The 14,127-nt window shown below is 52.7% G+C and carries 14 protein-coding genes; 10 read left to right on the forward strand and 4 right to left on the reverse strand.

Features of this window, described 5'->3' with window-relative positions:
• Positions 1 to 3 precede the first annotated feature (3 nt).
• The 9 genes from ACOSDR_RS07055 to ACOSDR_RS07095 all read left to right on the forward strand — a co-directional run bounded on the left by ACOSDR_RS07055 (position 4) and on the right by ACOSDR_RS07095 (position 8,448).
• Positions 4 to 756: an ABC transporter ATP-binding protein gene (locus ACOSDR_RS07055; protein WP_420730779.1), complete on the forward strand. Its 753-nt coding sequence runs from the start codon at positions 4 to 6 to the stop codon at positions 754 to 756.
• Positions 749 to 1,471 (forward strand): ABC transporter ATP-binding protein, encoded by a 723-nt coding sequence (locus ACOSDR_RS07060; RefSeq protein ID WP_420725002.1) that lies wholly within the window; start codon positions 749 to 751, stop codon positions 1,469 to 1,471. The genes ACOSDR_RS07055 and ACOSDR_RS07060 overlap by 8 nt, the downstream gene beginning before the upstream one ends.
• Before the next feature lie 13 nt (positions 1,472 to 1,484).
• Positions 1,485 to 2,369, forward strand: a complete 885-nt coding sequence (locus ACOSDR_RS07065) for a branched-chain amino acid ABC transporter permease (protein ID WP_420730780.1) — start codon at positions 1,485 to 1,487, stop codon at positions 2,367 to 2,369.
• A 47-nt stretch (positions 2,370 to 2,416) separates the two neighbouring features.
• Positions 2,417 to 3,340 carry a branched-chain amino acid ABC transporter permease gene (locus ACOSDR_RS07070; protein WP_420730818.1) on the forward strand — a complete coding sequence of 308 codons (924 nt, stop codon included), beginning with the start codon at positions 2,417 to 2,419 and terminating at the stop codon, positions 3,338 to 3,340.
• 24 nt (positions 3,341 to 3,364) lie between these two features.
• Positions 3,365 to 3,664, forward strand: a complete 300-nt coding sequence (locus ACOSDR_RS07075; RefSeq protein WP_420730781.1) for a Dabb family protein — start codon at positions 3,365 to 3,367, stop codon at positions 3,662 to 3,664.
• A gap of 24 nt (positions 3,665 to 3,688) precedes the next feature.
• Positions 3,689 to 4,471, forward strand: coding sequence for a short-chain dehydrogenase/reductase (locus ACOSDR_RS07080; protein WP_420730782.1), 783 nt, complete (start codon positions 3,689 to 3,691; stop codon positions 4,469 to 4,471).
• Between the two features lie 298 nt (positions 4,472 to 4,769).
• Complete coding sequence (locus ACOSDR_RS07085) at positions 4,770 to 6,197, forward strand: hypothetical protein (protein ID WP_420730783.1); 1,428 nt, start codon at positions 4,770 to 4,772, stop codon at positions 6,195 to 6,197.
• A 3-nt stretch (positions 6,198 to 6,200) separates the two neighbouring features.
• Positions 6,201 to 7,088 carry a DNA adenine methylase gene (locus ACOSDR_RS07090; RefSeq protein WP_420730784.1) on the forward strand — a complete coding sequence of 296 codons (888 nt, stop codon included), beginning with the start codon at positions 6,201 to 6,203 and terminating at the stop codon, positions 7,086 to 7,088.
• Between the two features lie 400 nt (positions 7,089 to 7,488).
• On the forward strand, positions 7,489 to 8,448 hold the full coding sequence (locus tag ACOSDR_RS07095) for a Gfo/Idh/MocA family protein (protein ID WP_420730785.1): 960 nt from the start codon (positions 7,489 to 7,491) through the stop codon (positions 8,446 to 8,448).
• Between the two features lie 12 nt (positions 8,449 to 8,460).
• On the opposite strand, the gene ACOSDR_RS07100 is transcribed toward ACOSDR_RS07095, so the two are convergent.
• From ACOSDR_RS07100 to ACOSDR_RS07115, 4 genes are all read right to left on the reverse strand, one after another.
• On the reverse strand, positions 8,461 to 10,092 hold the full coding sequence (locus tag ACOSDR_RS07100; protein WP_420730786.1) for a GMC family oxidoreductase: 1,632 nt from the start codon (positions 10,090 to 10,092) through the stop codon (positions 8,461 to 8,463).
• A gap of 394 nt (positions 10,093 to 10,486) precedes the next feature.
• Positions 10,487 to 11,341 (reverse strand): D-amino-acid transaminase, encoded by an 855-nt coding sequence (locus ACOSDR_RS07105; RefSeq protein ID WP_420730787.1) that lies wholly within the window; start codon positions 11,339 to 11,341, stop codon positions 10,487 to 10,489.
• A gap of 9 nt (positions 11,342 to 11,350) precedes the next feature.
• Positions 11,351 to 12,292 carry an N-carbamoyl-D-amino-acid hydrolase gene (locus tag ACOSDR_RS07110; protein WP_420730788.1) on the reverse strand — a complete coding sequence of 314 codons (942 nt, stop codon included), beginning with the start codon at positions 12,290 to 12,292 and terminating at the stop codon, positions 11,351 to 11,353.
• Between the two features lie 30 nt (positions 12,293 to 12,322).
• On the reverse strand, positions 12,323 to 13,135 hold the full coding sequence (locus ACOSDR_RS07115) for a class II aldolase/adducin family protein (RefSeq protein ID WP_420724994.1): 813 nt from the start codon (positions 13,133 to 13,135) through the stop codon (positions 12,323 to 12,325).
• 226 nt (positions 13,136 to 13,361) lie between these two features.
• Here ACOSDR_RS07115 and ACOSDR_RS07120 point away from each other — a divergent pair, with 226 nt between their 5' ends.
• Positions 13,362 to 14,123: an HpcH/HpaI aldolase family protein gene (locus tag ACOSDR_RS07120; protein WP_420724993.1), complete on the forward strand. Its 762-nt coding sequence runs from the start codon at positions 13,362 to 13,364 to the stop codon at positions 14,121 to 14,123.
• Positions 14,124 to 14,127 lie beyond the last annotated feature (4 nt).

A 14,127-nucleotide genomic window follows, 5' to 3' on the forward strand; every position in this document is an offset into this window, starting at 1 on the left:
GTCATGTCAGATTATATCTTAGAAACACAAGGCCTTGTGAAGGCCTTCGGTGGCTTTACGGCAGTCAAGGATGTTGCCCTAAAGGTTCGCCCCAACACGGTCCATGCCCTGATTGGCCCCAATGGCGCAGGCAAGACCACAGTTTTCAATCTTCTAACCAAATTTATGCCACCAACCAGCGGGCAGATCTTTTTCAAGGGCAAAGAGATTACCAATAAGACCCCCGTGCAGGTTGCGCGGCAGGGGTTGGTTCGGTCTTTTCAGATTTCGGCGGTGTTCTCTGGCCTGACGGTGTTTGAAAATTTGCGTGTCGCCTTAGCGCGACCTTTGGGTTTGTCGTATAAGTTCTGGCGGCATCTGGACAGTTTGAAATCGACCGATGCACGGGCCACTGAGTTGATGGAAGCCGTTGGCCTGACGGAATTTCGCGATATCCGGGCGGCCGATCTTGCCTATGGCCGAAAGCGTGCGCTGGAATTGGCGACGACTTTGGCCCTGGATCCTGAACTGGTGCTGTTGGATGAACCAATGGCGGGCCTGGGTCAGGAAGATATCGCCGGTATCAGCAAGCTGATTCATGCCCTTAAGGCCGACCGCACGGTCATTATGGTGGAACACAACCTGTCCGTCGTGGCGGATCTGTCTGACACGATCACGGTCCTGCAACGGGGTGAAATTCTGGCGGAAGGCAACTATGCCAGCGTCTCCACCGATAAGCGCGTCGTGGAAGCCTATCTGGGAGGTGACTATGAGTGATACATCCTCCAACAAATCGGCCGTGCTGAAGGTTGAGAATCTGCAAGCCTGGTATGGGGAATCCCACATTCTGCATGGCATGACATTCGATGTGAACGAAGGCGAGGTTGTGACATTGCTGGGGCGCAATGGCGCGGGCAAGACGACGACGTTGCGATCGATCATGGGGATTGTTGAAACGCGCACGGGCATGGTTGAAATCAATGGCAAATCCGCTTTGTCGGTTCCTGCCCATATGATCAGTCCCATGGGTATAGCCTATTGCCCGGAAGAACGCGGGATATACAAATCGCTGACCGTCCGGGAAAACCTGATGTTGCCGCCAGTGATCGCACCGGGTGGTATGACCGTTGACGAGATATTTGAGCTGTTCCCCAATATCGCGGAACGGTTGAACAGCGGCGGCGGCAACCTGTCCGGTGGGGAGCAGCAAATGCTGGCCATCGCCCGCATTCTGCGCACGGGCTGTCGCTTGCTGTTGCTGGATGAGCCGACGGAAGGTTTGGCCCCCGTCATTGTTCAGGCCATCGGGCGGGTTCTGAAAACGCTGAAATCCCGTGGCTATACGATCCTGCTGGTTGAACAGAATTTCCGGTTCGCCGCGACCGTGGCCGATCGCCATTACGTCGTCGAACATGGACAGGTGATCGATCAGATAGCCAATTCCGATATCGGACGTGAAAGCGGTCGATTGCACGAATATCTGGGCATTTAAGGGGGGCGTGGATATGGATATTTTCGGTGTGCCGGTCCAGGCCTTGCTGGGGCAAGTTCTTATCGGTCTGATCAATGGGGGATTCTATGCGATCCTCAGCCTGGGTTTGGCGCTGATCTTCGGATTGCTGAACATCATCAACTTTGCCCATGGGGCTGTCTATACTGCTGGGGCGTTTGTCGCCTGGCTGTTGTTGGAACATCTGGGAATTGGTTATTGGGGGGCGTTGCTGTTCGCGCCGGGCATCATCGCCTTGATCGGCATATTCCTGGAAAAGACACTTGTATCGCAGATCTATCGACAGGATCATCTGTATGGCCTGTTATTGACCTATGGTATGGCGCTGATCATCGAAGGTGGCTTCCGTCAAGGCTATGGCGTATCGGGTATTCCCTATAACCTGCCAGAGACGTTATCGGGTGGGGTTAATCTGGGATTCATGTATCTGCCGATCTATCGCGGTTGGGTCGTGGTTGTTTCCTTCGTGGTCTGTTTCCTGGTCTGGTATGTGATTGAGCGCACGAAGCTTGGCTCCACATTGCGGGCGGCGACGGAAAACCCGGCTTTGACCAAGGCCTTTGGCATCAATGTGCCCAGACTGATCACGCTGATCTATGCCCTGGGGGTTGGATTGGCGGCTTTTGCCGGTGTGTTGGCGGCCCCGATCTATCAGGTCAATCCTTTGATGGGGTCCAATCTGATCATTGTTGTCTTTGCCGTCGTGGTGATTGGCGGCATGGGGTCGATCATGGGCGCCATCGTCAGCGGCTTTGCGCTCGGGGTTGTAGAGGGACTGACCAAGGTCTTCTACCCGCCGGCCTCGCAACTGGTGATCTTTATATTCATGGCGGCCATTCTGCTGATCCGGCCCGCTGGACTGTTTGGGAGGAAGCAATGAACCAGGTCAATCTCTCCAGCCCGGCGGCAAATCCTCGTCGTGGCACGATGCAGCGGACAGTGTTTACAGGCGCTTTGATCCTGCTGGCCTGTCTGGCACCTGCAGTGCTGTACCCGACCTTCCTGATGAAGGGGTTGTGCTTTGCCCTGTTCGCCATGGCCTTCAATCTGCTGATTGGCTATGTGGGGCTGCTATCTTTTGGTCATGCGGCCTTTTTCGGGGCGGCGGCTTATATCGTGGGGCATGCGTTGAAGGTCTGGGGCCTGCCCATTGAACTGGCCTTAGTGATCGCCACCCTGTCTTCGGCTTTTCTGGGCACGATTGTCGGCTGGCTGGCCATTCGGCGCCAGGGCATCTATTTTGCGATGATCACCCTGGCCTTGTCACAGGTGGTTTACTTTGTCGCCTTGCAGGCACCCCAGACCGGTGGAGAGGATGGTTTGCAGGCCATTCCGCGCGGTGTCCTGTTCGGCCTGTTTGATCTGTCGGACAGCCTGGTTCTGTACTATGTCGTGCTGGCGATTTTCTTGGCCTGTTTCTTCATGATGCAGCGGATTGTATCCTCCCCCTTTGGGGAAGTGCTGCGCGCCATTCGCGATAATGAACCCCGGGCGGTGTCATTGGGGTATCAGGTTGATAATTACAAATTGCTGGCCTTTACCCTATCGGCGGGCCTGTCAGGACTGGCCGGGGCATTGAAGGCCATCGTGTTTCAGATCGCATCCCTGTCGGATGTGCATTGGCATGCCTCGGGAGAGGTGGTGCTGATGACCCTGTTGGGTGGCATTGGGACGGCTATGGGACCCGTGGTTGGCGCGTTCACTTATGTCGCGCTACAGAACTATCTGGCACCGTTTGGATCCTGGGTCTTCATCATCCAGGGGGTGGTGTTTGTTCTGTGTGTCCTGGTCTTCCGGGATGGCATTGTGGGTCTATTGGGTCGCATCCGGAAACGCATTGGCTTCAATTAACAGTCTCTAGAGGTGGGAATTCCTATGTCAGTCTTTTATCACGTCGTTATGATGAAATATCGCGACGGTGCGGATGCGGCCTTTCATGAAAAGGTTCAGGAGTATTGCCAGGCCATACAAGAGGCCTGCGCCGGCGTGCTGTCTTATGATTATGCGACGAACAAGGCGACCCGATCCCAAGGGTACGATTTTGCCATTCTGGCGCGGTTTGAAAGCGAAGACCATCATGATGCCTATCAGATCGACCCCAATCATGTCGCGATGAAGACATTCATGGCAACCCAGATCGAAAAGATGGTCGTGCTGGATTGCACCGCGTCTTAAGGCTGACTGCATTAGGGGACGGAGATGGATCTTAACCTGGCGGGTAAGACGGCCTTGATCACGGGGGCCAGCAAAGGGATCGGTCGTGCCATTGCTGTGGCTTTGGCTCAGGAAGGCTGTGATCTGATCCTGGTGGCGCGGGATGGGGTGGCATTGAACACCCTTAAGGCTGAATTGCTGCGGCGCTTTTCCTGTTCTGTCACTGTATTCAGCGGGGATATGTCCCAATCTGCCGATCAGGATAAACTGTATGAAACCCATGGGGAAATCGACATCCTGGTGAACAATGCCGGGGCGATACCGGCGGGTTCACTGAACGCGGCGGATGAGGATCAATGGCGACGCGCCTGGGACCTGAAGGTTTATGGCTATATCAATCTGTGTCGTTTGTACCTGACCGCCCTGCAACGTCGGGGATCGGGCGTCATCGTCAATGTGATCGGCAATTCTGGCGAGCGCGTGAACCCGAATTACATCATGGGCAGCAGCGGCAATGCGGCCCTGATGGCGATGACGCGGGCACTGGGCGCAAAGTCACCCGAATATGGAGTCCGGGTGTTGGGGGTGAATCCCGGTGTCACCGCCACAGAACGGGCGGAAACCATGGTGCGATCCTACAGCCAGACCCGATTTGGCACCCCGGATCGCGGGGCGGAGATCCTGGCCGACATGAACCTGCCTTTCGGGCGCATGGCAAAGCCTGAAGAAGTGGCAGATCTTGTCACTTTCCTGGCATCCGACCGCGCCCGCTACATCAGCGGCACAATCGTCACAATCGACGGCGGCAGCGCCAACCGGAATTTTTGATCGAGCCGCATTACCATTCCATACGTTCTAAAACAGGAACCGTGCCGCGACGTCAACGCACCATATTACTCTGAATGCAGGGAAAGAAGCCAGCGGAGACCTTTGTAAGAAATCGCTCGGATACGGAGGGTAACTATTGCTAAATTTGTTTTGATCCAGTTTTAAGTCTTCGTTTGATGGTGTTTTCCGTGCTTTTTCTGGGAAAATGCTTTTCATCTAGTTTCTTAAGATGCTTAGCTACAATAATGCAATCGATGGTAACATCGATTATAATAAATAAGAAACAGGGAAATGGCTAATGCGTTTTAAGGACATACAAAGATACAAAGTTAGCGACCTGCTTTTAGACGAAGATAACTACAGGTTTATGGCAGCACAGGATCAACCTGCTTGCGTTCAGAAAATCTTTGCCAAAGGCCCTGCTAATTTCAAAAATATGATGACAAGTATTGCGGAGGATGATCTCGGCGAGCTGCTTTTAGTTTATCAAAATGAAGGCAAGCATATTGTTCTGGATGGCAATAGACGGCTGGCCGCGTTTAAGGCTCTCAGCGATCCTTCAAAATATGCACCATCTGAGGCGATGAGAAAGCATGCTGAAGCTTTGCTTTCTGAACACGTTGTAGATTTTTCTGATATTCAGGCTCAAGTTTCAAACAATAAGCAGTTAATTTATAAAACCGTGTATGAGCGTCATGCGGCCGGTCAGGGAAAATCACGCATTGATTGGACAGCTTATAGTGCTGCACGGTTTCGATATGATCAACAGACAGAGGATAGTAAAGACTGGTATGCGATGGCTGTCTTATTAGAGACAGAAAGAAAGTATCCTGTCTGGGCGGATTTTATTGATTCAAAGGACTATTCGCATGAAGTATTTCGTCGGATATTCAAATCAGCTTTGGATAAAGGGGTTATTTCGCGCGCTATTTTTTCGGACCGAAACCAACGGATTAAAACAAGTGTTAGTAAGAAGTTGCTCAGCGACGCGATTGAAAAAACAAATCGATTTTTAGAGGCAATGCAGGCAAAAGACTTTAGTTTGTCGCGCAATGGAAAATACGCCGACAAGGCTGCTGTAGATGAATACATGGATGATTTTGAACTATCTCCTGATAATATTCGTACAAAGCCCCCGGAACCTAGAACTTCAGAAGCGTCCACAGAGACAAAAGCCACGGGTATAAACGGCGCTTCTACAGGCGACGCACCAATATCTACAGGAGATGGTGAAGAAACTGAAAGTGAGGGTAATGCTGGGGGTTTTACCCCATCAGGGGTCGCAGCTCAAAAAGATAGGCAAGGCTATGGAATAGATTCATCAGACAAAATATTGCAAAAGTTAGAGGATTTAGAATCGCGGAAGTTAATAGGCTTGTACAAATCCATGTGTGCGGTATCACTCGTGCGGCATCCGCAGCTGCTCTACACAGGTGCTTGGAGTTTCTTTGAGTCATTGAGTACGCTCATGGGGAAACCAGAATTAACATCGTTTGAAAGTTATCTTGGCTCAAAGATGAACGAAAAAGGATATACAAGAATACAAAAGAAGGATTTTTCTAAACCAGTCAAAGATATTTGTGATTCTGGAAACCTTAACAAACACTCGGGCACTTATCACTCCACAAGTGCGTATCAGCTTAGAGAAGATTTTAACACCTTAGAGCCATTTATCTGTGATTTGCTTGATATTTTGATATCAAACAAAAAGAAGGGTGTGAAGTAGTACATGACGCAGAAAAGTCAGTATTATTCCCCCCTACGATACCCAGGTGGTAAGGGGAAGTTATTTAAATTCGTCAAAGACTTAATTATTCATAATGGCCTTGATGGCGGTTCTTATAGTGAACCTTACGCAGGCGGCGCTAGTATTGCTCTTGGACTTCTAATAGAAGACTATGTTTCAGAAATCCATATTAATGATTCTGATGCATCTATTTTTAGCTTTTGGCGCGCCATATTACGCCAGCCCGATGAGTTTATAAAACGCGTTTGGGATACGCCTGTCACAACAGATGAATGGAAAAAGCAGAAGGCTATTCAAGCCCACAAAGATAGCCATGATTATCTTGATATAGGGTTTTCAACATTCTTTCTAAACAGAACGAATAGATCAGGTATTCTGAAAGCGGGAGTAATTGGTGGGAATGACCAATTAGGGAACTACAAAATTGATGCGCGATATAATAAAGAAGAGCTGGTTAGGAGAATAAACACCATAGCCAATCATTCTAAAAGTATAAAAATATACGGACAAGATGCATTGAAGTTTATCACTCAAACAATCCCCAGAAAAGAAACAAAGGGATTAGTTTTTCTTGATCCGCCATATTATGTGCAGGGAAAAAGATTGTACACCAGCTTCTATGATCATAGAGATCATGTGAAAGTTGCTGAAGCTATAAAAAAGAGTATTCTAAAGTATTGGATTGTAACTTATGATAATGCAGATCAAATAAATGAAATATACGATTTAAATAATAAAATAGTTTATAACTTGAGATATAGTGTTTCCCATTCAAGCCCAATTGGATCAGAGGTTCTTTTTTATAGTGATCATATCACTTTACCTCACCAAAATATTTCTAAATCGCATATAGAATCTGAACCCAAGTAACGCAGTATTTGATAGCGAAAATATACCATGTTGTATGAATGGTTTGGATGTTTTTCGAAACGGACTGTTCACCTTCGCGTATCCTTCATCTGGCATTTCTTGGATCACTATCCAGTATTCATTGTTTCTCAGGATGGATTCATAAGGCTAAAAAAAGTATTAGCGCGTTTGATGGGGACACGGACTCTATTCCTATACCCTCTTCTTTGGCCGGTCCGGCGCCGATCAATATTGATTGCGACGATCATTTTGACCCACACCACAAAGGATTTTCTGCGCATTAGGTTTGAGCTATCGGTTCAGGGTTTGATATAGGTAGGCTTAGATCGCGTTTGTTAAGGGTATCTGCCTTGGACGTGACGTCTGTATTGTTGGCTGTTTTGAAGAGGGGCGAGCCTGTATGAGTTCCGAGGCTAAGAATTTTGCGTTGATCGGGGCGGCTGGTTATGTCGCGCCCCGCCATATGCGCGCGATCAAGGATACCGGGAACAATTTGTTGATCGCCCTGGATCCCAATGACAGTGTTGGCGTCATTGATTCCTATTTCCCAAATGCTGATTTCTTCGTTGAGTTTGAGCGGTTCGACCGGGGCTTTGACAAGCTGCGGCGCAGCGGAAAGCGTATTGATTACGTCTCGATCTGTTCGCCCAACTATCTGCATGACGCCCATATTCGATTCGCGCTGCGCAATGGGGCGAATGCGATCTGTGAAAAGCCGGTTGTCCTGAATCCCTGGAACCTGGAAGCGCTGATCGAGATAGAGAGTGAGTTCAACAGCACGGCCAATTGTATCTTGCAACTGCGCCTGCATCCACAAATTCAGGCCTTGAAAGCGCAAATCGCGGCGGCGCCCAAGGATCAGATTTTCGATGTCGATCTCAGCTACATCACGTCGCGCGGGCATTGGTACTTTACCTCCTGGAAGGGTCAGGATGAAAAGTCGGGTGGCATTGCCGCCAATATTGGCGTTCATTTCTTTGACATGCTTGCCTGGGTGTTTGGCGATGTGACGAAGAATGATGTTCATATCCATTCAGGCGATGTCGCAGCAGGCTACCTGGAATTTGAACGCGCGCGGGTCCGCTGGTTCCTGTCGATCAATTCCAAATATCTGCCGGATGCTGCCAAAGCGGCGGGACGAACCACCCACAGGTCCCTGACGATTGAGGGCAAAGAGATCGAATTTTCCGAAGGCTTCGTGGATCTGCATACCCGAAGTTATGAAGAAGTCTTTACCGGGAATGGCTTCACTCTAAAGGACGCCCGCGCCAGTATTGGGATCGTCAGCGATATACGGAAAACAGCACCAAAGGGACTGACCGGAGAATACCACCCCTTCTGTTCACTGGTTACAGACTGATCGTCCCAAACGTTATCCTTGTGCATCTTCCAGGATCATTGATGCCCCTTTTGCGCCGATCATCATCGCGGACGCATTGGTATTGCCGGAGATGATGGTTGGATAGATGGATAGGTCGATGACCCGCAATCCCTGTAATCCATGCACCCGCAGCCGCGAATCCACAACGGCTGCGGCGGGGTCGGGACCCATGCGACAGGTGCCGCTGGGATGGAAGACCGTGCCGCCGCGCTGGCGAATGTCTTCGATCAGGTCCTCATCGGTTTGGCACTGCGGGCCGGGGACAATTTCTTCCTCAATCAGGGCGGCCAGGGCGGGATGTTGGGCCAGTTGACGCACGAATTTCACGCCTTGCAGCATTTCCTGCATGTCTTCCTCATCCTCGAAGGGATTGGCGACAATGCGCGGCGGGGTAAAGGGATCATTGGACGTGATTTCCAGATATCCCCGGCTGCGCGGATGACAGTTTGACAGGCCCAGCGAAAACCCTGGAAACGGATCTGGCGTCAGCAATGGCCGCTCCCCCAGCCGGGGCTGAAGCGTGGAGAAGGCTTGCAGATAGAGCTGCATATTCGGGCGATTGCGGCTGGGATCAGTGCGAAAGAATCCCCCCGCCTGATTGATGCTTCGGCTCAACGGGCCAGACCGCGTCAGCAGATAGCGCATGCCAACCCACAGCTTGCCCCACCAGGGCCGCAGGATTGTGTTCAAGGTCGGGATGCGGGCCTTAAAAGTGATATTTAGTCCCTGGTGATCCTGTAGATTGGCCCCGACCTGCGGCTGGTCCAGCACGGGGTCTATGCCATGCTTGCGCAACAAATCCGCTGGTCCAACGCCAGACAATTGCAGCAATTGGGGGGAGTTGATGGCACCGGCGGACAAAATGACCTCGCGCGCGGCATGCACTGTCTTTTCCTGCCCACCCTGTTGAAACACAACGCCGGTTGCCCGTTTGCCGTCAAACAGGATGCGTTTCGCCTGAGCCCCGGTCAGCACGGTTAAATTCTTGCGACCCATGGCGGGGCGCAGGAAGGCCTTTGCTGAGGAATGGCGGCGGCCCTTGCGGGTCGTCACCTGATAGAAGCCGACGCCTTCCTGGCTGGGTCCATTAAAGTCCTCATTCAGGGGCAGTCCCAATGCCTGACCGGCCTCGAAATAGGCGGCACAGAGGGGGTGGGCATCCCGATCGGCGCGGGATACATGCAAAGGCCCCTTATCCCCGCGAAAGTGATTGCCCCCCCCATCATAGGTTTCCATTTCCTTGAAGATGGGCAGCACACTGTCCCAATCCCAACCGGGATTGCCAGCCTCTGCCCAACCATCGAAATCCTGCTGTTGGCCGCGGATATAGACCATGGCGTTGATCGAACTGGACCCGCCCAGCAATTTCCCGCGCGGCCAGAAATCAGGACGCCCACCCAGGCCCTTGCTGGGCTCGGTCGTGTAGCACCAGTTTACGGCCTTGTTATAGAACAGCTTGCCATAGCCCAGAGGGACCGTGACCCAGAAGCGCCGATCCGTGCCGCCCGCTTCCAGCAGGCAGACAGTATAGCGACCATCCGCTGACAGGCGGTCTGCCAGGACACATCCAGCTGATCCAGCCCCGATGATAATGTAATCGTAATCGGAGGAATGCGAGGCCAAGGGATCCTCATATGGTGACGGTTCAGAGCATTAGATCAAACAGACGACACACTGACAGTTCCGCAATCGCAATCCATAAGAAAAGCGGTGTAAATTATCATTCTCAAGACATTAGTGTGGTGCGCGATTATTTGGAATCACCAGGATCTCTTTATCGGCCTGTCGGCTAGAAGAGAGCGTGCAGGCGATGTGGTTCATCGTCAAGCGCTCTCGACGCCGTCCGACGGGCCGATAAAGGGACCAAAGGCGCTGTTTGCGGCGCTCCGGGCCGCGTCGCCTTCCGCTTGCGATGCCCCGCATCGCTTCGCGAAACGCTCCTAACCGGAGCACCGCAAACAGCGTCCTGGTCGATCCCAAATAACCGCGCACCACACTAGTGAAAGGCACGGTGTTCTTAGATCGCGTCCTTGTGGATGAAATCCATATAGATGTCTTGCAGGCGGCGCGTGACCGGGCCGGGTTTGCCGGTGCCCAGAACAGCCTCATCAATCTGCACCACCGGACAGACGAAGGTGGATGCACCGGTGATAAAGGCCTCATCGGCGCTATGGGCCTCGTCGAGTGTGTACAGTCGCTCATCCAGTCCGATATCCCCGTCTTCCAGGATTTTCAGCAGTGCCTTGCGGGTACAGCCATGCAGAATGTCATTCGATAGGGGGCGGGTGATGATGGTGTTGTCCTTGATAATATAGAAGCTGGTCGCGCCGCCTTCGGTGACATAGCCATCCTGATGCATCAGGACCTCCGCGCCGCCCTGTTCTTTGGCCGTCCACTTCGCAAACACGCTGCCCATCAGGCCCACGGTTTTGATGTCGCGGCGGCCCCAGCGGATATCAGGCGCGCTGATCATTTTGATACCGTTCTGGAATTCCTGGCGGGTGACGTCGCTCTTGTGCTGCGCAAACATGAAAACCGTGGGTTTCATATTCTCCGGCGGCAGGAAATCCCGATCTCCGGTGGAGCCACGGCTGATCTGCATATAGACGAGGCCTTCCTCCACCTGGTCGCGTTTCACCAATTCGCGCATGACACTCAGGATTTCGTCATGGGTCAGGGGGGCAGGCATCCGCATTTCATCCAGGGACCGATCCAGACGTTGCATATGGGACGCGAAATCCAGCAGCTTGCCATTGATGACCCCAGCGACTTCATAAATCGCATCGGCAAACAACAGGCCCCGATCAAAGATCGACACTGTGGCGTCTTCCGGTGCGCAATAGCGACCGTTGATATAAACTGTGCGTGGCATGATATCCCCTTAGAAACTTTCAACCGGCGGCAAAGGATCGCCAGCCCCGATGCGTTCTGTAATCAATCCATAGGCTTCCGGGCGACGATGGCGGGCGAAATTGAAAATCTCTCGCTTGAAATATTGCGCCTGGTCAAAGTCACAGCGGGCGCTGATCACCTCATCCTCCAGGCTGGAACATTGGGCGACGACCTCGCCTGTTGGGGCGATGATCATGCTCTGGCCGATCATCTCAAAGCCTTCTTCATTGCCACATTTGGCGGCAGCAGCGACCCAACAGGCATTGTGATAGGCCCCGGCCTGCATGGTCAGGGAATTGTGGAAATTCGCCAGGGCGGCGGCTTGAAACGGCTCCCCCAAACCAACCGGGGTGTTATAGCCAAGAGTAATTAACTCGGCCCCTTGCAGGCCCATGACGCGATAGGTTTCCGGCCAGCGACGGTCATTACAGATCGCCATGCCAACGCGCCCCTCCAGGGCCTCATAGACCGGGAAGCCCAGATTGCCGATATCAAAATAGCGCTTTTCCAGATGCTCCCCTTTGCGACTGGGGTCTGGTTCGACATGGCCCGGCAGATGGACTTTGCGATACTTGCCAATGATCTTGCCGGTCCCATCGGTCAGGATGGCCGTGTTATAGTGCTTTCCCTTGGTCTTCTCTGCATAGCCCAGATAGAATCCGATCCCCAATTCCGCGGCCGTTTCAAACAGGGGTTTTGTTTCCGGGCCGGGCATTTCCGTTTCAAAAAAGGCTTCCAGTTCCGGGTCGCCCAATTGATAGACCCAGCGGGGGAAAAAGGTTGTCAGCGCCAGTTCCGGAAAGACGACGAAGCGGCAATTGCGCCCCTTCGCCTCTTTCAGCATGTCGATCAGTCGCTTGACCACCTGCGGGCGGGATTCACTTTTAGCAATCGGGCCCATCTGGGCCACACCAATAACGCCGCCACGCATTTATGTCTCCTTAAGGAATGGCCTGCCGGGTCAGTTGAACATTTCCGGTTTCGTGGCCAGGATGTTTTCGTAAAGGGGTTGGAAGTGCAGCCAGCCGATATATTCACTGCCGACATGTTCGCGGCTATAGCGGGCGCGGTCTTCCGGGATATGAATTGGCTTATGGCCGGTCGCTTCGATCAGCAATTGCTGTTGGCAGCAGCGTTCCAGTGCGATGAACCAGAAGGCGGCGGAATCGATGCTGTGGCGGCTGGCGGTCAGCAGGCCATGGTTCTGGTGGATCGCGGCCTTCACACCGGTAAAGGCCTTGGCAAAATTGGCCCCGGCATCGGCCTCGACGGCCACCTGTCCGGCCTCTTCCAGAACCACCGCGTGGTCTTCAAAAAAGGCACAGGCATCCTGTGTGATCGGCTCCAGCGGGCGACCCAGGGCCGCGAAGGCAGTGCCATAGATTGAATGGGCATGGCACATTGCCAGAATATCGGGATGGGCGGCATGGATCGCAGCATGCAGGACAAAGCCTGCCCGGTTGACCGCATAATCACCTTCGATAACCATTCCGTCATGATCGACCAGGATCAGGTTGGACATGGACACCTGGGCAAAATGGACCGCCATTGGATTTGTCCAATAAAGCTCCGGGTGTTCCGGGTCGCGCACGGTCAGATGACCGGCAAACCCATAATCCAGCCCGTGTTCGGCAAAGGCATGACAGGCAGCGACAAGCCGTTTCTTGCGATCCATACGCAATTCTTCGGGGGAGTTGAATTTAGGTTCTTCCGGAAAAATACGACCGGGTTGTTCCGGTTGATAAATCGATGTGCGTGTTCCTAGGTCAGGCATGACTCTCTCTCCCGATTTGGCTGCTTGTTTTGGCCAATATGTTCACGCTATGTGAACAAATTAGCGTGCGATCTTCTATTACAGGCATCATTGTGTCCCGATGCGACGTTTATCGCCGCTGCGAATAACTCTACGCAGGGTCCAAGCCTGGATCAATGGCGTTAGCGGCACAACTTTTGTAACGGCCTGACAGGGATGCTGGGGCTGAGATCGGGGAGGAAAGACAATGGACATTCAGAAAAATAAGTTTAAGGCAGCCCTTGCGGCAGGACAATTGCAGCGTGGCTTGTGGAGCAGCCTGTGCAGCCCGATTGTCGCTGAAATACTATCCCGGTCCGGTTTTGACTGGATATTATTTGATGGTGAACACGCCCCGTCTGAAATTGCCGATCAGCAACCCTTGCTGCAGGCCGCTGCAGCGGGTACGGCAACGTCTGTGGTGCGGCCCGCTTGGAATGACCCTGTGATGATCAAGCGGGTTTTGGATATCGGTGCGCAATCTGTGCTGCTGCCCTTTGTCCAAACACCTGAAGAGGCGCAGAGCGCGGTGCGTGCCTGTCGCTATCCCCCCCACGGTATTCGCGGTGTCGGCGGGATGCATCGCGCCAGTGCGTATGGTCGCATTCAGAACTATGCCCAGAATGCCAATGATCAAATCTGTATCCTGGTTCAGGTCGAAACCATGGAGGCAATGGGGCAGATATCAGAGATCGCTTCGGTCGAGGGTGTGGATGGTGTGTTTATCGGGCCTGCGGATCTGTCCGCTTCTATGGGATATCTGGGCAATCCCGGTCATCCAGAGGTGCAGGAGGTCATAAAACAAGCCGCACAAAAAATCCGCGCCGCTGGCAAGGCCCCTGGTATTCTGGCGACGACTGCGGTAGATGCGAAGCGCTATATCGACTGGGGCTTCCTGTTTGTTGCCTGCGGGATGGATTTAAAACTGTTGGTCCAGGGCGCTGACGATCTGTTGGCGGAAGTACGGTAAGGAG

It is taken from the genome of Hwanghaeella sp. 1Z406, assembly GCF_048892425.1.
GTDB lineage: Bacteria > Pseudomonadota > Alphaproteobacteria > UBA8366 > Aestuariispiraceae > Pacificispira.